Annotated in this window: 13 protein-coding genes; 9 read left to right on the top strand and 4 right to left on the bottom strand. The window is 72.7% G+C overall.

The genetic code is table 11. From position 1 onward, the window contains the following. Window positions 1-100: 100 nt before the first annotated feature. On the bottom strand, window positions 101-4,624 hold the full coding sequence (locus DMB66_RS44320) for an ATP-dependent helicase (RefSeq protein ID WP_199752978.1): 4,524 nt from the start codon (window positions 4,622-4,624) through the stop codon (window positions 101-103). Between the two features lie 279 nt (window positions 4,625-4,903). Between DMB66_RS44320 and DMB66_RS44315 the strand changes: the two genes are divergently transcribed. From DMB66_RS44315 to DMB66_RS44285, 7 genes are all read left to right on the top strand, one after another. Then, complete coding sequence (locus DMB66_RS44315) at window positions 4,904-5,758, top strand: DUF4397 domain-containing protein (protein WP_233625281.1); 855 nt, start codon at window positions 4,904-4,906, stop codon at window positions 5,756-5,758. 11 nt (window positions 5,759-5,769) lie between these two features. Further along, window positions 5,770-6,576: a class F sortase gene (locus DMB66_RS64590; protein ID WP_233625280.1), complete on the top strand. Its 807-nt coding sequence runs from the start codon at window positions 5,770-5,772 to the stop codon at window positions 6,574-6,576. A gap of 63 nt (window positions 6,577-6,639) precedes the next feature. Then, window positions 6,640-8,493, top strand: a complete 1,854-nt coding sequence (locus DMB66_RS44305) for a serine/threonine-protein kinase (protein ID WP_125810129.1) — start codon at window positions 6,640-6,642, stop codon at window positions 8,491-8,493. 149 nt (window positions 8,494-8,642) lie between these two features. Then, entirely contained in the window at window positions 8,643-10,148 is a 1,506-nt protein-coding gene (locus DMB66_RS44300) for a M28 family peptidase (protein ID WP_125810128.1), read from the top strand. Window positions 10,149-10,297: 149 nt separating this feature from the next. Next, the gene (locus tag DMB66_RS44295; protein WP_125810127.1) at window positions 10,298-11,629 is read left to right on the top strand and encodes a hemolysin family protein; all 1,332 of its coding nucleotides are present in this window, start codon (window positions 10,298-10,300) and stop codon (window positions 11,627-11,629) included. Then, window positions 11,626-12,681 carry a hemolysin family protein gene (locus tag DMB66_RS44290; protein ID WP_125810126.1) on the top strand — a complete coding sequence of 352 codons (1,056 nt, stop codon included), beginning with the start codon at window positions 11,626-11,628 and terminating at the stop codon, window positions 12,679-12,681. Before DMB66_RS44295 ends, DMB66_RS44290 begins: the two co-directional genes overlap by 4 nt. A gap of 12 nt (window positions 12,682-12,693) precedes the next feature. After that, complete coding sequence (locus DMB66_RS44285) at window positions 12,694-13,497, top strand: sporulation protein (protein WP_125810125.1); 804 nt, start codon at window positions 12,694-12,696, stop codon at window positions 13,495-13,497. A gap of 12 nt (window positions 13,498-13,509) precedes the next feature. On the opposite strand, the gene DMB66_RS44280 is transcribed toward DMB66_RS44285, so the two are convergent. Further along, complete coding sequence (locus tag DMB66_RS44280; RefSeq protein ID WP_233625283.1) at window positions 13,510-14,328, bottom strand: leucine efflux protein; 819 nt, start codon at window positions 14,326-14,328, stop codon at window positions 13,510-13,512. 241 nt (window positions 14,329-14,569) lie between these two features. On the opposite strand from DMB66_RS44280, the gene DMB66_RS44275 reads away from it, so the two are divergent. Continuing rightward, window positions 14,570-15,034 carry a DoxX family protein gene (locus DMB66_RS44275; protein ID WP_125810123.1) on the top strand — a complete coding sequence of 155 codons (465 nt, stop codon included), beginning with the start codon at window positions 14,570-14,572 and terminating at the stop codon, window positions 15,032-15,034. Window positions 15,035-15,226: 192 nt separating this feature from the next. Here the strand turns inward: DMB66_RS44275 and DMB66_RS44270 are convergent, their stop codons facing one another. Then, the gene (locus DMB66_RS44270) at window positions 15,227-16,465 is read right to left on the bottom strand and encodes a bifunctional pyridoxamine 5'-phosphate oxidase family protein/GNAT family N-acetyltransferase (RefSeq protein ID WP_233625279.1); all 1,239 of its coding nucleotides are present in this window, start codon (window positions 16,463-16,465) and stop codon (window positions 15,227-15,229) included. A 46-nt stretch (window positions 16,466-16,511) separates the two neighbouring features. On the opposite strand from DMB66_RS44270, the gene DMB66_RS44265 reads away from it, so the two are divergent. Next, window positions 16,512-17,858, top strand: a complete 1,347-nt coding sequence (locus DMB66_RS44265; RefSeq protein ID WP_125810122.1) for an aminotransferase class I/II-fold pyridoxal phosphate-dependent enzyme — start codon at window positions 16,512-16,514, stop codon at window positions 17,856-17,858. 95 nt (window positions 17,859-17,953) lie between these two features. On the opposite strand, the gene DMB66_RS44260 is transcribed toward DMB66_RS44265, so the two are convergent. Continuing rightward, a partial coding sequence (locus DMB66_RS44260) for a ribonucleotide-diphosphate reductase subunit beta (protein WP_148112820.1) occupies window positions 17,954-18,574 on the bottom strand: 621 nt, incomplete at its 5' end.

The raw sequence follows: 18,574 nt of genomic DNA, 5'->3' as shown, positions 1-18,574 counted from the left end.
CCCGGCCCGGCTGGCCCGGCCCGGCTGGCCCGGCCCGGCTGGCCCGGCCCGGCTGGCCCGGCCCGGCTGGCCCGGCCCAGGGCCTCGGCGCCGGGGTAGGTCAGCCGCGTAGGCGCAGGCCGCGAGGCGTCGTCCGGAAGCCCGCTCCGGTCAGCGCGTCCCGCAGCGGCGACGAATGCACCGACTCGCCGTCCGCGCGTTCCACCGACATCGGCCCCAGTGCGCCGGAGCGGACCGAGCCCGCCAGCGCCTGCCCGGCCGCCGTCAGCGCCTCCGGGTCGTCCAGGTAGGACAGCAGCGTGCGGCCGCCGCGTTCGACGTACAGGACCAGGTCGCCGCCGACCAGGATCACCAGGGCTCCCGCCTTGCGGCCGGCCCGGTGGCCCGTCGCCGGCGTCATCTCGCCGTTGCCGCTGTCCACCACCCGTTCCGGCCAGGGCAGCGCCGCGCCGTACGGGTTTGCCGGGTCGGTCGCCGCGAGCACCACCGCGCTCGCCCCCGCGCGTTTCGCCAGCTCGGCCGGCTCGGCCAGGGCGCGCAGCCGGTCCACCGCCCCCGGCACCGCGAACTGCGCCGCACCCAGGCCCTCCACGAAGTAGCCCCGCCGGGCCGCGCCCCGCTCCTCCAGCGCCGCCAGCACCGGATAGACCGCCGCGAAGCCGCCGGTGATGCCCTCGGCCATCACCGCCCCGCGGGTGACCACGCCGTGCCGTTCGAGCAGCAGGTCTGCCTGGGCCGCCGCCCGGCGGGTCGGGTCGAGGTCGCGCTCCGGCAGGCGGGACCAGCGGCCCGCCATCGCGAGCGGTCCCGATCGGCTCGGCATCGTCGGGCGGCCCGGCCGGCGGTAGCGGGTGCGGGCGGGCGCGGCCTTCGCCCGGTGTGCACCGCTGCCGCCGAGCAGGGCGCGCAGCGGCGCGAACGTGTCGTTGGTCAGGTGTCCCGCCCAGACCAGCTCCCAGACCGTCGCCGCCAGGGCCGGGTCGTCGGTGGCGCCGATCTTGTCCGACAGGTTGCGGAAGAACAGCGCCTGGCCGTCCGTCAGAGCGTCGAGCACGGACTGATGCTGCGGGGTCAGGGTGAGCCCGTCGTCGGGCGGCGGGAACAGCAGCGGGGCGCTGTCCGCGTAGGCGAGAGTCACCCAGCCGTCGCCGCCCGGGATGGAACCCGTGCCCGCCCACAGCACCTCGCCGCTGGCGCAGAGCTCGTCGAGCTGGGGCGGCGCGAAGTCGGCGACCCGGGCCGGCAGGATGAGCCGTTCCCAGGCCGAGGCCGGCGCGGGCACCCCCTGCAGCTGCTCGATCGAGGCGGCCAGGGCGTCCACGCCGCGGGCATTGCCGGCGATCTGGTGCCAGCGGGGCAGGAACGCGGCCAGCACCCGGGGTGGCACCGGCTCGATCTCCCGGCGCAGCGCGGCCAGCGAGCGGCGGCGCAGCAGCCGCAGCACCTCCGCGTCACACCATTCCGTGCCGGCTCCACCGGGGGAGAACTCACCGGAGATGACCCGGCCGGTGGCGCTGAGCCGCTTGAGGGCCTGCTCGACGACGAAGACGCCGAGCCCGAAGCGGGCCGCGCAGGTCGCCGCCGCGAACGGGCCATGGGTGCGGGCATACCGGGCGACGAGGTCGCCGAGCGGGTCGGTCACCGGCTCGAGGTAGGCCTCCGCGACGCCGACCGGCAGCGCCACGCCCAGCGCGTCGCGGTAGCGGCCCGCGTCCTCGATGCCGATCCAGCGCTCCTCGCCGGCGACCCGGATCTGCAGCGCGCGGCGGCTGGCCCGCAGCGCCGTCACCCAGTCGAGGTCGACGCCGCGGGCGGTGAGGTCGGCCGCCGACAGATCACCGAGCAGGCGCAGCAGCTCCGCCGCGTCTTCCGCGTCGCGAGGGCTGCGGGCGGCCGTGAGCCACTGGAGCTGGCCCTCGCTCTCGGTCACCACCACCGGGTCGAGCAGCTCCCGCAGGTCGACCCGGCCGAGCAGCTCGCCGAGCAGGGTCGAATCCAGCGCCAGCGCCGCGGCGCGACGCTCGGCCAGCGGCGCGTCACCCTCGTAGAGGAACGCGCCCACATATCCGAAGAGCAGGGAACGGGCGAACGGCGAGGGCCGCGGCGTCTCGGCCTCGACCAGGCGGACCTTGCGCCCGGCGATCTCACGCATGAGCCCGACCAGGCCGGGGAGGTCGAAGACGTCCTGCAGGCACTCGCGGGCCGCCTCCAGGGTCACCGGGAAGTCGGCGAACTCGCGCGCCACGTCGAGCAACTGGGCCGAGCGCTGGCGCTGCTGCCAGAGTGGCTGGCGGCGGCGCGGGTCGCGGCGGGGCAGCAGCAGCGAACGGGCGGCGCACTCCCGGAACCGGGAGGCGAACAACGCCGACGTGCCCACGGACTCCTCGACGAGCTGGGAGATCTCGTCGGGGTCGAAGGCGACCAGCTCGGCGCCGGGTGGCTCCTCGGCGGTGTCCGGCAGGCGGATGACGATGCCGTCGTCGGAGGGCATGACCTGGCCGTCGACGCCGTACCGCTCGGTGAGCCGGCGGGCGATGGCCAGCGACCAGGGCGCGTTGACCCGGGCGCCCAGGACGCAGTGCACCGTCATCCGCCAGTCGCCCAGCTCGTCGCGGAAGCGCTCGACGACGATCGTCCGGTCGTCGGGCAGGTTGCGGGTGGACTCGCGCTGCTCGCGCAGGTAGGCCACCAGGTTGTCGGCCGCCCACTCGTCCAGCCCGGAGCTGCGCAGCGAGGCGGCCGCGTCCGGGTCGCCCGCGCGGGTCAGGGTGCGCAGCCGGGCGCCGATGGCCCGGCCCAGCTCGATCGGGCGGCCGAGCGCGTCGCCCTTCCAGAACGGCATCCGGGCCGGCGCGCCCGGCGCCGGAGAGACCAGCACCCGGTCGGGGGTGATGTCCTCGATCCGCCAGGAGGTCGAGCCGAGCAGGAAGACGTCGCCGACGCGGGACTCGTAGACCATCTCCTCGTCGAGCTCGCCCACCCGCGACACCTTCGCGGAGCCGGCCAGGAAGACGCCGAACATGCCACGGTCGGGGATCGTGCCGCCGCTGGTGACGGCGAGACGCTGCGCGCCGGGGCGCCCGGTGAGCTCGTCGGTGGTGCGGTCCCAGACCAGCCGGGGGCGCAGCTCGGCGAACGCGGTCGACGGATAGCGCCCGGAGAGCATGTCGAGCACGGCGTGCAGGGCCGAGTCGGGCAGCTCCGCGTAGGGCGCCGCGCGGCGCACCAGCGCGGACAGCTCGTCCAGCTGCCACCCGTCCAGCGCGACCATGGCGACGATCTGCTGGGCCAGCACGTCGAGCGGGTTGCGGGGATAGCGCAGCTCCTCGATCGCGCCCGCGCTCATCCGCTCGGCGACGACCGCGCAGCTGAGCAGGTCGCCGCGGTGCTTGGGGAAGACGACGCCCCGGGAGACGGCACCGACCTGGTGCCCGGCCCGGCCGATGCGCTGCAGCCCGGCGGAGACCGAGGGCGGCGCCTCGATCTGCACCACCAGGTCGACCGCGCCCATGTCGATGCCCAGCTCGAGGCTGGAGGTGGCGACCACGGCCGGGAGCTGCCCGGACTTGAGCGCCTCCTCGATCTGCTTGCGCTCCTCGCGGGAGACGCTGCCGTGGTGGGCGCGGGCGACCACCGGCGCCGCGCCGCCGGCGATCGGGGACTGGGCCATCAGCGCGGCGGGCGCCCGCGAGGACTGCTCCACCACGGTCTCGGCGGCCAGCTCGTTGATCCGGGCGCAGAGCCGCTCGGCGCCGCGCCGCGAATTGGTGAACACGATCGTGGAGCGGTGCTGCCGGATCAGGTCGAGGACGCGCTCCTCGACGGCGGGCCAGATCGACGGGGTGTGCCGGGACGCACCCGGGTCGTCGGCGTCGGCCTCGGGCACCTCGTCGAGCCGGGTCATGTCCTCGACCGGGACCTGCACCGAGACCTCGATCGTCTTGGCGCTGCGCGGCTGGACGATCTCGACGTCGGCGGCGCCGCCGAGGAAGCGGGCCGTCTCGTCGATCGGCCGCACGGTCGCGGAGAGCCCCACCCGCTGCGCCGGCCGGGCCAGCATCGCGTCGAGCCGTTCGAGCGAGAGCGCCAGGTGGGCGCCGCGCTTGGTGGCCGCGACGGCGTGCACCTCGTCGATGATCACCGTCTCGACGCCGCGCAGCGACTCCCGCGCGGCGGAGGTGAGCAGCAGGAACAGCGACTCGGGGGTGGTGATGAGGATGTCCGGCGGGGTGCGGGCGAAGGCCCGCCGCTCGTCGGCCGGGGTGTCGCCGGTGCGCATGCCGACGGTGATGTCCGGTGGTGGCAGGCCGAGCCGGCCGGATGCCTGCCGGATGCCGGTCAGCGGCGCCCGCAGATTGCGCTCGACGTCGACGGCCAGCGCCTTGAGCGGGCTGACATAGAGCACCCGGCAGCGGTGCTTGGGCTCGGTGGGGACGGGCTCGTGGGCGAGCCGGTCGAGCGACCAGAGGAACGCCGCCAGCGTCTTGCCCGAGCCGGTCGGCGCGACCACCAGCGCGTTGCGACCGGCCCCGATGGATCGCCATGCGCCCTGCTGGGCGGCCGTGGGCGCGGCGAAGGCGGCCCGGAACCACTCCCGGGTGGCGAGGCCGAACTGCTCCAGCACGTCTGACACGTGTCCATGGTGCCCCCGGGGTCTGACAGAAATCGGGGAACAGCGGGTCCATCCATTCGGGTGACGGCTCCGAAGCAGAGGTGAGCCACCGCGACTAGACAGTCGTCAATCAGGCAAGGGAGCACAGGGTGGGCACTCGACCAGCGCTTTCGCGTGACCGGAAGGACCATGGTGCGCAGTGGTGACGTGCGGCACATTGATGAACGCAGAGCGTACGCATCGATGGCCGCCACCGCCGATGCCGCAGAGGTTTTCCGAACAGGAGGCACCGTGATCCACCGCGTTTCCGCCTTACGGCGCCTCGGCAGCGCAGCGGCCGCCGCTGCCGCGCTGGCGACTGTCATCTTCTCGGCGACCCCGGCCCGGGCGGCCGGCGACGGCTACGTCCGGCTCGCCCACCTTTCGCCCGATACTCCGGCGGTCGACGTCTATCTCAAGTCCGATTCGGGCGCGGTCAAGAACCAGAAGTTCGACGGCGTCGCGTACGGCGCCATGTCGGACTATCTGCGCCTGCCCACCGGCACCTACTCGGTGGCCATGCGCAAGGCCGGCGCCGCCGCGAGCACCCCGCCGGTGCTGACCACGCAGGTCACGGTGGCCGACGGCGCGGCGTACACGGTCGCCGGCGTCGGCCGCTACGCCGATCTCGGCCTGCGGGTGCTCAAGGACGATCTCGCGCTGCCGAAGGCGGGCGAGTCCAAGATCCGGATCATCCAGGCCTCCGTACGCGCGCCGGTGCTCGACGTCGGCGGCGCCAACGGCAAGACCATCGCCGACGGCGTCCAGTTCGCCACCACGACCGCTTACCGCCAGGTCAACCCGGGCAAGTGGACCGTGCGGGTGAAGCCGACCGGTGGCGGTGACGCCAGCGACCTGCCGTGCACGCTGGGCGCGGGGAACGTGTACTCGCTGCTCGTGCTCGACGACAAGAACGGCGGCCTGAAGCCGGAACTGCACATCGACGCGGCGCGCCAGGGCGGCGTGCCACAGGGCGGTGTGGCCACCGGCGGGGGCGGCACCCAGCCGCAGTCCCCGCTGCCGATGGCTCTGCTGCTCGCCGGTGGTGCCGCGATGGCGACGAGCGTGATCCTCGTCGCGCTCAGGCGTCGCCACCGCGCTGTCTGACGGCGTACCGGATGGGTGTCTACACCTCCGCGAGCGTCCCGGATCCGCCGGCGGCGCCGGAACCCGAGGCCGGCCCCGAGACCGGGGCCGGCCCGCCGCGGCCGGACCTGGCCGCGGCGCCGGAGAAGCCGGTGGTACGCCACCAGGCGCTGCGCGTCGCGCTGCCGATCGCGGTGTCGGTGCTGGTGGCGCTCGTGGTGGCCACCGGTTACCTGCTGGTCCGCCAGCCCCGCGGCACCGAAGGGCTGGGCCGCTGGGGCGGCACGCCGAGCGCCGCCCCGGTCACGGCGCGACCATCCGAGGACATGGCCGGGGTGCCGCCCCCGTCCAACGACGACGCCGCCACCCTTGACCCGTTCCGTACCGTGCCCTCGGATCTCAGTGGCCCACCGACCCGGCTGCGGGTCCGGGCGATCGGGGTGGACACCCCGCTCGAGACCCTCAAGCTGGGCACCGGGGGCGAGTTGCAACCACCCAGGACCAACGACCGGGCCGGCTGGTACGCGGACGGCACGGCCCCCGGCGACGTGGGTCCGGCGGTCCTCGCCGGGCACGTCGACTCGAAGCGGGGTCCGGCCGTCTTCTACCGGCTCCGCGAGATCACGGCCGGCGACAAGATCGAAGTGACCCGGGGTGCTCGCACTGTCACGTTCACGGTGACGTCCACGGCCTGGTATCCGAAGAAGGCCTTCCCCACCGATCAGGTCTACGGGCCGACGCCGGACCGGCAGTTGCGGTTGATCACGTGTGGCGGTGTCTTCGACAAGACCCTGCGGTCGTACAAGGACAACCTGGTGGTCTACGCGGTAGCCGGGTGATCGGCGTTCCGCGGGCCCGCCGCCGATGACTATCCTGGTCGAAGAAGTGGCGGGTGGGGGCTGATGGCGGTCAGGCGCATGCTCATCGCCGGCCGGTATCGTCTCCTCGAGCCGGTCGGCTCCGGCGGTATGGGCCGCGTCTGGCTCGCCCGCGACGAGATGCTCGACCGTGACGTCGCCGTCAAGGAGTTCGTCCCGCCGACCTGGATGACCGACGAGGAGCAGGCCCGGCTGCGCACCCGCACCCTGCGCGAGGCCCGCAGCGCCGCCCGGCTCAACCACCCGCACGTGGTCCGCATCTACGACGTCGTGCACGCCGACGACCTGCCGTGGATCGTGATGGAGTACGTCCCGTCCCGCTCGCTGTACCAGGTGGTCAGCGAGGACGGCCCGTTCGCGCCGGTCGCGGCGGCCCGGATCGGCCTGGACGTGCTCGAGGCGATCACCGCCGCGCACCGGGCCGGTGTGCTGCACCGCGACGTCAAGCCGCACAACGTCCTGATCGGCCACGACGGCCGGGTGGTGCTCACCGACTTCGGGCTGGCCACGTTCGTCGACGACGGCTCGGTGACCGGCCCCGGCATGGTCGTCGGCTCCCCGCAGTACGTCTCGCCGGAGCGCGCCCGCGACGGTGCGTCCACGGTGGAATCCGACCTCTGGTCCTTCGGCGCGACCCTGTACGCGGCCGTCGAGGGACGGTCCCCGTTCGCCCGGGACAGCGCCATGGCGACCCTGATGGCGCTGGCCACGGACGAGGCCGACCCGCCCGTGCGCGCCGGTCCGCTGGCGCCCGTGCTCGCCGGGCTGCTGCGCCGGGAGCCGGTCGAGCGGCTCACCGGCGCCGAGGTGGCCGAGCGGCTGCGCATGATCGTGGCGGAGGCCGAGGTGGTGCCGCCCGCCCCGAGGCCGGCCGGGACGACGTTCGGCCGTGCGGTCGTACCGGGGCCGAGAAAGCCCCCCGCCGACCGGCCGGATCCCGCCAAGGCCCCCGCCGAGGCGCAGGCCGAATCGGCCGGCGGCGGCCTCAGCCCCACGCTCGCCGCGGCTCTGCCCGGCGGGAGCCACCCGTCGGCGCCGGCCGTCGAGCTGCGGGAAGGGCACCCCAGCGAGCGGGTCATCCCCGCGCAGCGCGGCGTCCCCACCCAGCTCGGAGTCCCTGCTCAGCCCGGAGTCCCCGCCCAGCAGGGCGCCCGGGCCGGGAGCGGCCCGGCCCGGTCCCGCCGGCGGTTGCTCGCCGGGCTGGTCGTGGCCCTGCTCGCCGGTGCCGGCGCGGCCACCGGCCTGGCTATGCGCGGCGACGGCGACAACTCCCAGGCGCAGCCCGGAGCCATCGGGAGCACCCCCAGCGTCGCGACGTCGTCGGGCGCCGGCGGCGGATCCGGCGGCTTCAGCCCGGTCAACTGCGCCAGCCCGGCGCCCTCGGGCCTGCCCCGCACCCCGGTCGCGGGGGCGGCGAAGCTGCGCGACGGCTGGGCGCTCTATCCCGGCTGGTCCTATTTCAGCGACGCCGGCTTCCACATCGCGGTGCCGGACGGCTGGACATATCAGACGATCGGGACGACGATCTGCTTCCGCGACCCCAGCAACATCCGGATCCTCAGCATCGACCCGGAGCGCAGCCCGCAGGGCGACCCGGTGCTGGCCTGCCGCAAGGAAGTGAGCCGGCTGCGGGCCGCCGGCGACCTGAAGAACTACACCCAGCTGCGGATCGACCGGGTGCCGGGGCTGGCCCGGGCCGCCGACTGGGAATACACGTACGACGGGCGCGACGGTGAGCGGATCCACGCGATGACCCGGTGGCGCGCGGCGAACGACGGCAAGGCCTACGCCATCGGGCTGATGACCCTGGATCTGGACTGGCCCGGCAACTTCGAGAAGTGGGGCATGATCCAGAGCACCTTCTTCACAGACAGCTGAGCTGCCCCGCGGCGGAAGACCCATGCGAATTCTTGTTTGAGATATGGCTCTTTCGATATGAGTCCATAGTCCATCGTCTCTGCAATGCTCGGCGTGGCCGTTGCCACACCCTCGGCGACGGTTCCCCCGAGCCCCGCGGAGGACACCCCGTGAGAGCAGTCCCATTCATCGGCGCGACGACGCTGGTCGCCGCCCTCTTCGCCGCCCCCGTCCAGGCCGCCGCGCTGGCTCCACCGGACATCGCGGTCGCGAACGTCAAGGCGCACCTGACCCAGCTCCAGTCGATCGCCACCGCGAACGGCGGCAACCGCGCGCACGGCCGGCCCGGCTACCTGGCCTCGGTCACCTACGTGAAGGGGCTGCTCGACGCGGCCGGCTTCACCACCCAGCAGCAATCGTTCACCTACAACGGCGCGACCGGCTACAACCTGATCGCGGACTGGCCCGGCGGCGACACCTCGGACACCCTGATGGTCGGCGCGCACCTGGACAGCGTCACGGCCGGGCCGGGTATCAACGACAACGGTTCCGGCTCCGCGGCGAACCTCGAGGTGGCCCTCGCCGTCGCCCGCACCGGCTTCCAGCCCGACCGGCACCTGCGCTTCGGCTGGTGGGGTGCAGAGGAACTGGGGCTGCGCGGCTCCACCGCGTACGTGAACTCGCTGACCGCGGCGCAGAAGGCGGCCATCGGCGGCTACCTCAACTTCGACATGGTCGGCTCGCCGAACCCCGGCTATTTCCTGTACGACGGTGACAACTCCGACGGCACCGGCTCGGGCCCCGGCCCCGCGGGCTCCGCCGAGATCGAGGACACGCTGGAGGCGTACTTCGCCTCGATCGGCGTGCCGACCCGTGGCACCGACTTCGACGGGCGCAGCGACTACGGCCCGTTCATCGCGGCGGGCATCCCCGCCGGCGGCATCTTCACCGGGGCGGAGGGCCGCAAGACCGCGGCCCAGGTCACCCTCTGGGGCGGTACGGCCACCGCGTTCGACCCCTGCTACCACGCCGCGTGCGACACCACCTCGAACATCAACGACACGGCGCTGGACCGCAACTCGGACGCGATCGCGGCCACGGTGTGGGCACTGGCCGACGCCACCGACCCGCCGCCGGGGGAGACGGTCTACTCGGACACCTTCGAGACCGCGACCGGCTGGACCGCCAACGCCGGGGCCACCGACACCGCCACCTCCGGCGCCTTCGAGCGCGGTGACCCGGCCGCCACCACCTCCGGCGTGGCCACCCAGCTCGGCACCACGGTGAGCGGCAGCAACGACCTGGTCACCGGCGCGACCGCGGGCGCCAGCGCCGGCGCCAACGACGTGGACGGCGGCACCACGACCATCCGGTCGCCGGCGATCACGCTGCCCACCGGCACCCTGACGCTGTCGTTCTCCTGGTATCTCGCGCACCTGAACAACGCCACCAGCGCCGACTACTTCCGGGTCCGGCTGATCTCCGGAGGGACCACCACGACGGTCTTCACCCAGGCCGGGGCGGCGAGCAACCGGGCCGCCGCGTGGCAGGCCGCGACCGTCAATCTCTCCGCCTACGCCGGGCAGTCCGTCCAGCTGCAGGTCGAGGCGGCGGACACCGGGACGGCGAGCCTGGTCGAGGCGGCTGTGGACAACGTCACCATCACCCGCGCCTGACGTACGGGGGCACTGCGGGGGTGCGGCTTCCGGCCGTACCCCCGCATGGGCTTCTCCCAGCAGGCTGCCAGCCCACACTGATATCTTTTCTCGATGAGTGGCAGTAGTCAGCCGGGCTTGGCCCGGCTTCTCGATTCCCCGGCGCGACCATGTTGATCCTGATCGGCCTCCTGCTGGTCATCCTGGTGACGGCCGTGACCGGTTACTTCGTCGCCCAGGAGTTCGGATACGTCGCGGTCGACCGCAGCCGCCTGCGCCAGCAGGCCGAGCAGGGCGACAAGGCCGCGGCACGCGCCCTCAAGGTCACCGAACGGCTCTCGTTCGTGCTGTCCGGCGCGCAGCTCGGCATCACCGTCACCGCCCTGATCGTCGGTTATGTCGCCGAGCCCTTCCTCGGTGAGGGTTTCGCCGACCTGCTCGGCGTGGCGGGCCTGCCCGCGGCCGTGACCACGCCGCTCTCGATCGTGCTGGCCCTGCTGATCGCCACCGTCGTGCAGATGGTCCTCGGCGAGCTGGCCCCCAAGAATTTCGCGATCGCCCGCTCGGAGGGCCTGGCCAAGGCGCTCGGCCGCTCGACACTGATGTATCTGGCCGTCTTCGGGCCGATCATCAAGCTGTTCGACGTGGCCGCGGCCAAGCTGCTGCGCCGGATCGGCATCGAGCCGATCGAGGAGCTGCCCGAGGGCGCCACCGAGGAGGACCTGGAGCAGATCATCGCCGAGTCGCGCGCCGAGGGTCACCTCGACCCGGAGCTCTCCGCGCTGCTCGACCGCGGCCTCGACTTCCGCCGCCGGACAGCGGCGGAGGTGATGGTGCCGCGGGTGGACGTGCACACGGTCCGCGCCAGCGATCCGGCGTCCCGGGTGGTCGGGCTGCTGGACACCGGCCGGTCACGCTTCCCGGTGCGCGCCGGCTCCGGCGTCGACGAGATCATCGGCGTCGTCGGGATCGCGGACGTCCTCACGGTGGCCCCGGCCGACCGGGCCTCGGTGCCGGTCGAGTCGCTGGCCGTGCCGCCGCTGTTCGTGCCGGCCTCGCTGCGGCTGCCCGCGGTGCTGGACAGGCTGCGCGGCGACCACCGGCAGCTCGCCTGCGTGGTCGACGAGTACGGCGGCTTCGCCGGCATCATCACCCTCGAGGACATCGCCGAGGAACTGGTCGGCCCGATCCGCGACGAGGACGACCTGCCCGAGCCCTCCCCGGCCCGGCAGGAGGACGGTAGCTGGATCGTCCCCGCCCGCTGGCGCATCGACGAGGTCATCGACGCGACCGGCGTCGACCTGCCGGAAAGCGACGAGTACGACACGGTGTCCGGCCTGGTGATGTCCGAGCTGGGCCGGGTGCCGCAGGTCGGCGACGCGGTGTCACTGCCCTCCGGCGCCGGCCTGGCGGTGCTCTCGGTGGACCGGCACGTGCCGGATGCCGTACGCCTGTCCGCCGCCCCCGTCGCCCTGCTGGTTGACGAGGAGGATTCCCGATGAGCACGACCTGGGCTGCGATCTGTTCCGTGCTCCTGCTCGCCGGCAACGCGTTCTTCGTCGCCGCCGAGTTCGCCCTGGTGGCGAGCAAGCGCTACCGGCTGGAACACGCGGCCACCGGGGGAAGCCGGGCCGCCCGCGCGGCCCTCGACGGCAGCCGCGAACTGTCCCTGATGCTCGCCGCCGCCCAGCTCGGCATCACCCTGTGCTCGCTGGGGCTGGGCGCGCTCGCCGAGCCGGCCATCGAGCACCTGGTCCACCCGCTGCTGCACGGCATCGGCCTGCCGGAGGTGCCGAGCGGCGTCATCGCGTTCCTGCTGGCGCTGGTCGTCGTCACGTTCCTGCACCTGGTGATCGGCGAGATGATGCCGAAGTCCTGGGCGATCACCGACCCGGAACGCTCGGCGACCCTGCTGGCGCTGCCGTTCCGCGGCTTCGTCCGGCTGGTCCGCCCGGCCCTGGTCGTCCTGAACGCCCTGGCCAACGCGGCCCTGAAGCCGTTCGGCGTGCACCCGCAGGACCAGCTCGCCCAGGCGCACGGCCCGCAGGAGATGCACATCCTGCTGGAACGCTCCCGCGCGGAAGGCCTGATCGGCGCCGAGCAGACCGAGCTGCTGACCAGCATGCTGAAGCTGCAGGACACCAAGGTCGCCGACGTCATGACCCCGGACGAGCAGCTGGTCACGGTGCCGCCGGACGCCTCGGCCCTGGACATCGAGGCGGCCTCGCTGCGCTGCGGCCGCTCCCGGCTGGCAGTGGTGGCGCCGGCCGGCGAGGTGCTGGGCCTCGTGCACGTCCGCGACGCGATCCGGGTCACCACGCCGGGCCGGTCCGCGACCGCGGCCGAGCTGATGGACCCGCCGTTCGTGCTGGAGGCCGCGGTCACCGTGACCGACGCGGTGACCCGGATGCGCGCGGCCCGGTCCCAGTTCGCGTTGGTCACCCGGGCCGGGGCGCGGGTCGGCTTCGTGGCGCTGGAAGACCTGCTGGAACAGGTGATCGGCGAGTTCGACGACGAGACGGACCCGGTGCCGGTCGGCCGGCGCATGCGCTGAGACAATGCCGGGATGGTCTTCGCGAGAGTGTTGCGGGCGTTCGGGGTGGGCGGCCCGAGCGTCGACACCGTCCTGGCCGACCCGGCCACCCGTCCCGGCGGCAGGCTGCACGGCGAGGTCCGGGTGGCCGGCGGCGACTACGACGTCCTGATCGACAACATCGTGCTGGCCCTGGTCACCCGCGCGGAGGCGGAGGACGGCGAGGCGCTGCTGGAATTCCACCGGGCCTCGGTGGCGGGCAACTTCACGCTGGCCGCGGGGGCGCGCGAGGACATCCCGTTCACCCTGGCGGTGCCCTGGGAGACGCCGGTGACGCACCTGGCGGGCAAGCCGCTGTCGGGAATGACGATGGGCGTGCGGACCGAACTGTCGGTCGCGAAGTCGGTCGACCAGGGCGACCTGGACGGGGTGGAGGTCCACCCGCTGCCGGCCCAGGAGATGATCCTGGCGGCCTTCGACCGCCTGGGCTTCCGGCTGCGGCACGCCGACGTGGAACGCGGCGGGATCTATGGGGTACGGCAGGAGCTGCCGTTCTACCAGGAGATCGAGTATGCGGCCCCGCCGGAGTACACGCCGTCGATGGACGAGGTGGAAGTGACCTTCGTGGCGGACGAGTCCGGCCTGGAAGTGATCCTGGAATTCGACAAGCGCGGCGGACTGCTGAGCGAGGGCCGGGACACGTATGCCCGGCACCGGGTGGAGCACGCTGAGGCAGCGGGGACCGATTGGGTGTCCCTGGTGGAGGGCTGGGTCCACCAGGCGGCCTACCGGGGCACTGCTGGGTTTGACCGCCGCGGCGACTCCGGCAGGCTGTGAGGCGAGGCGGGGTCAGCCGACGGAGGCGGTGGCGAGTTTGACGCCGAAACCGACGAACACCGCGCCGACCCCGGTGGCCACACCCGCGGAGAGCCGTCGCCGCCGTCGGAACTGCCCGGCCAGAAACCGCCCGCCGAAGATCAGCGCCGTGAGATAGAGCACGCTGAACACCTGAAGCACCGCGCCGAGAATCAGGAACGACAGGGCGGGGTGGGCATACCCCGGCTCGACGAACTGAATGAAGAACGAGACCACGAACAGGATCGCCTTCGGGTTGAGCAGGCTGACGACCAGCGCCCGCCGGAACGGCCGCTGCATCCCCGCGCTGATTCCGCTGGGCTGCGCCGGAGTCATGCCACCCGCCGGGCGGATGGTGTCCCCGGTGGGCCGGGCGTTTTCGGTGGGCCGGGCGTTTTCGGTGGGCCCGGCGTTTTCGGTCGGCCGGGCGTTTCCGGTCGGCCCGGCACTTCCGGTCGGCTTTGCGCTCCCGGTCGGCCGGGCGGCTGTCATATCGCCTCGGTCGCGCCACATGCGCCAGGCACCACGGATGATGCCGAGCCCGAGCCAGGCCAGATAGGCCGCGCCGGCGTACTTGATCACCATGAAGATCGGCGGATAGGTCCGGAGCAGGGACGCGACCCCGGCGGCCGCCAGCGCCATGAGCACGGTGTCGCCGACGAACACTCCCGCGGCGGCCCGGTAGCCCATGCGCACGCCGCGCTGGGCGCCGACCGTGAGCACAAAGATGGAATTGGGCCCGGGCAGCAGCACGATCGCAGCCGCGCCCAGCACGTACGTCCAGAATTCGGTGATCCCCAGCACGGTCTCCATCCTCAGCGCGGCGCTGAGTCGCCGGCAGTGTCCGTAGGTCCAGAAACCTGTGTCCTTGCCCACGCCGCTGCGCCGTACCCATCGACACGCCCAGTGACCAGCGAAGATAACAAAACCGAAATGCCGGTCACACCCCCTGGAGGGCGTTCTGAACCGATTAAGGTGGCCGCGCCCCTTGATGGTTGCACCTTCAACATATTAACGTCCGTCTAGTCATCCCCTCCCACGAAAGGAATGACACATGGACACGCACAGATTCTCCGGCCCGGTCTGGTCTCTGTTCCGGATCGTGATCGGCCTCATGTTCAGCCTGCACGGCGCGGGAACGGTGCTCGGCCTCTTCGGCGGCAACGCGGGCTCGGGCCAAGCGCTCGAAGTGGGCGTCTGGCCGGGCTGGTGGGCCGGCCTGATCCAACTGGTCTGCGGCATCCTCGTCATGCTGGGCCTGTTCACTCGCGTGGCGGCCGTGCTGGCCTCAGGCTCGATGGCCTACGCCTACTTCGTCGTGCATCAGCCCGAGGCCCTGGCACCCACCCAGAACGGCGGCGTGACCTCCGCCCTGTACGCCTGGGCATTCCTGGCCATCGCGGTGCTCGGCCCCGGCCCATGGTCCCTGGACGCGTTGTGGCACCGCCGCGCCGCCACGCCCGCGGCGACCGACGCCGAAGCCAAGAAGGACCGGGTCAGCGAACCCGCAGGCGTCTGACCGCAGCGCCACGATCCAACGGGCCGTGACGGGCCAGGCAACCGCAGGCCCGTCACGGCCCGTCCGTGTCACGGCCCGGATCCGGCTGGCTGAGATCCGACCAGGTCGCGGTTGTGGCCCGGCCCGCCCTGGCCCGGGCCGGCCCGGCCCGGCTTTGTTGCGGTCGGCCACGTCCCTGGCCGTCGCGAGCCGTCATGCAGCGGCCAGTCGGGCGCGGAGGCGTTCCGCCGCGGCGGGCCACTCCTCCACCGTCATCGCGAACAGCACCGTGTCCCGCCACGTCCCGTCCGGGCGCAACCGGTGCCGCCGGATCAATCCGTCCCGCGTAGCACCCAGCCGGGCGATCGCGCGCTGCGACCTCTCGTTGCGGATGTCGGTGTACCAGAACACGCGCTCCGCACCCAGCACCTCGAAAGCCCGCTCCAGCAGCAGCAGCTTCGCCTCGGTGTTCACACCGGTGCGCCACCACCGTCGTCCCAGGATGGTGTGGCCGATTCCGACGGCCCGCCGTTCCGGGTCGATGTCGTGGTAGCTGGTCATGCCCATGATCTCGCCCGTCCGTGGGTCACACTGCGCCCAGGAAACCCGTCCGCCCGCCCACTGCTCGCGGGCGGCGACGGCGATGAGCTCGGCCATCTCCTCCGTGCTTCGTGGCCGCTCCGCGGGCAGGAACTGCCACGTCTCGTCATCGCTGAGGGCCGCCATCAGCCCCTCCGCATGCCCCGGCGCCAGCGGCTCCAACGCGACATGCCGTCCACTCAGCGGCGCCGCGATGTGCCACGGCGACGTCGGCCCCGGCAGGTGGGCGGGCGGTGGCCCGGTGACCCCGAAATCCGGCTCGGGCGGACCGGCGACCCGGCGCAGTGGCAGCACGCCTGCCCAGTGCGGCAACGACAGATCTTCCGGGTCGTCGACGACGCCACCGGTGCGGGCTCGCACGGAGACCTCGACAAGGGGCAGCGCCAGCAAGGTGGTCGTCGCCAGCTCTCGTGCGGTCGGCGGTCTGCTCTGCGCGCTGCGACCGTGGCCCACCCGCTCCACCAGCGCCCGCATCGCCGCGCTCTTCTCCGCATCGTCGGTGACCGGCCTGGCGTTGCCGTGCATCACGACCGATCGGTAGTTGGCGCTGTGGTGGAACTGTGAGCGCGCGTAGACGATGCCGTCGAGCAGCGTCACCGACACGGCGACCGGCACCCCGTCGCCGCGGGCCCGCAGCCCGAGGCGGCCGCCCGTGGAGGCGTGCAGATACAGGGTGTCTTCGACGCGGACGTGCAGCGTGGGCAGCACCCGCGGCTCGCCGTCGACCACGAAGGCGACAGAACAGTCGTACGCCTCGTCCAGGATGGCGTGGGCCTTGTCGCGCTCGTAGTGCATGCGGTCCCGGTTGCGGGTCGCCGTGGTCCGAGCGGTGGGCTGGTAGAGGTCGGTCACGGAACCCTCCTTGCCAAGGGCTCTGTACTAGTACAGAATCTCTCGTGTGTCAGCACAGTATCAGGTCACCGGTTCCAGCGCCGCCTCGATTTCCGCGAGCATCGAGTCCGGCGTCCGTTGCGGCGACTGGGCATGGGGGGATCGTCTGCCGCCCATCCGGGTCCTCGCCGACAACCTGCATGTGAGCCCCGCCACGGTGTCCAAGGCCTATCAGGAGCTGCGTCAGCGCGGCATCGTCGAGTCCGTCGGGCGCCAGGGCACGCGGATCCGGGCCAGGCCGGCCGTCGCCAGCCCGCGCTCCTCGCTGCGGCTGCCGGTGCCGTCGGGCGCGCTCGACCTGTCGGCCGGCGACCCCGACACCCGGATGCTGCCCACCCTGGGCCGCCACCTCCGGGCCGTGTCCGATGAGGTCGGTCCGCCCATGGGATACGCCGCGGCCGGCGCGATGCCCGAGCTCATCGACGCGGCCCGGCCCCGCCTCGCGGCTGACGGCGTGCCGGTCAGTGATGCCGCCATCACCGTCACCAACGGCACCCTCGACGCCATCGAGCGGCTGCTCACCGCCCATCTCCGCCCCGGCGACTCGGTCGCCGTCGAGGATCCAGGCTGGGCAAACCTCCTCGACCTTCTGGCCGCCCTGGGTCTCACCGCGGTGCCGGTCGCGGTCGACGACGAAGGCCCGCTGCCCGATCGGCTCGCGGTCGTTCTCGCGTCCGGAGTGGGCGCGGTCGTGATCACCGCCCGAGCGCAGAATCCCACCGGAGCCGCGGTCAGCGCCGGCCGAGCGACGGAGTTGCGGGCCGTCCTGGCCCGCACCCCGGACGTGCTCCTCATCGAGGATGACCACGCCGCCGAGCTGGCCGGGGTCCCGCTGCACTGCCTCGGCGGAGTGACCACGTCCTGGGCATTCGTCCGGTCGGCTTCGAAGCCTTTCGGTCCCGACCTGCGCATCGCTGTCATGGCCGGCGACGAGGCGACGATCGCCCGGGTGGTCGGCCGCATGCGCATCGGGGCCGGCTGGGTGTCCACAGTGCTGCAGCGTCTGTTGCTCCTGTTGTGGCGAGACGAGGAGGTGGCGGCCCAGATCATCGCGGCCGGTGCGGACTACGACCGTCGCCGCCGTGCTCTGCGCGAAGCGCTGGCAGCCCGGGGCGTGCGTGCCCGGGGCGCCACCGGCATCAACATCTGGGTCAGCGTCCAGGACGAGACCCGCATGGTGGCCACCCTGCGTGACGCCGGCTATGCGGTCGCACCCGGGTCCCTGTTCCGCATGGATTCGCCGCCCGGCGTCCGGATGACGGTCAGCCCGATCGACGACGACGCCATCGCGGCCCTGGCCGATGAGGTGGCCGCCGCGGCCCACCCCGCCACCGTGTCCGCTCCGTCGCGGTAATGGGACGGCTTCGCCGGTTCTTCCGGGTCTGGCGGTGGCCGCGGGCGCGCGCCGCCGTCCGTGAGGTCACGGACGGCAGCGCGCAGTGCAGGCGATCAGAAGTCGTCGTCGAAGCTCACCGAGCCGGTGATGCCGACCTGATATGCCGACACCCGGCGCTCGAAGAAGTTCGACAGCTCCTGCACGTCCTGCAGCTCCATGAAGGCGAACGGGTTCTGCGAGCCGTAAAGCGGGGCGATGCCGAGCTGGACGAGCCGGCGGTCCGCCACGTGCTGCAGATATTCGCGCATGTCGGTCAGCGACATGCCCGAGACGCCCTGCTCCAGCAGATCGGCGGCGAACTGCACCTCGCACTCGACGGCGTCGGTCAGCATGTCGCGGACCTGCTGCTCCATCTTCTCGTCGAAGAGGTCCGGCTCCTCCGCGCGGACCTGCTCGACCACGTCGAAGGCGAACGCCATGTGCATCGACTCGTCGCGGAACACCCAGTTCGTCCCGGAAGCGAGGCCGTGCAGCAGCCCGCGCGACCGCAGGAAGTAGACGTAGGCGAAAGCGCCGTAGAAGAACAGCCCCTCGATGCACGCGGCGAAGCAGATGACGTTCAGCAGGAACGCCCGCCGCTCGTCCTTGGTCCGCAGCTCCCGCAGCTCGAAGACCGAGTCGATCCACCGGAAGCAGAAGTCGGCTTTCCGGGCGATCGACGGGATGTTCTCCAC

Source organism: Actinoplanes sp. ATCC 53533 (genome assembly GCF_003947245.1).
This window is presented reverse-complemented; position numbering and strand designations above follow the sequence as displayed.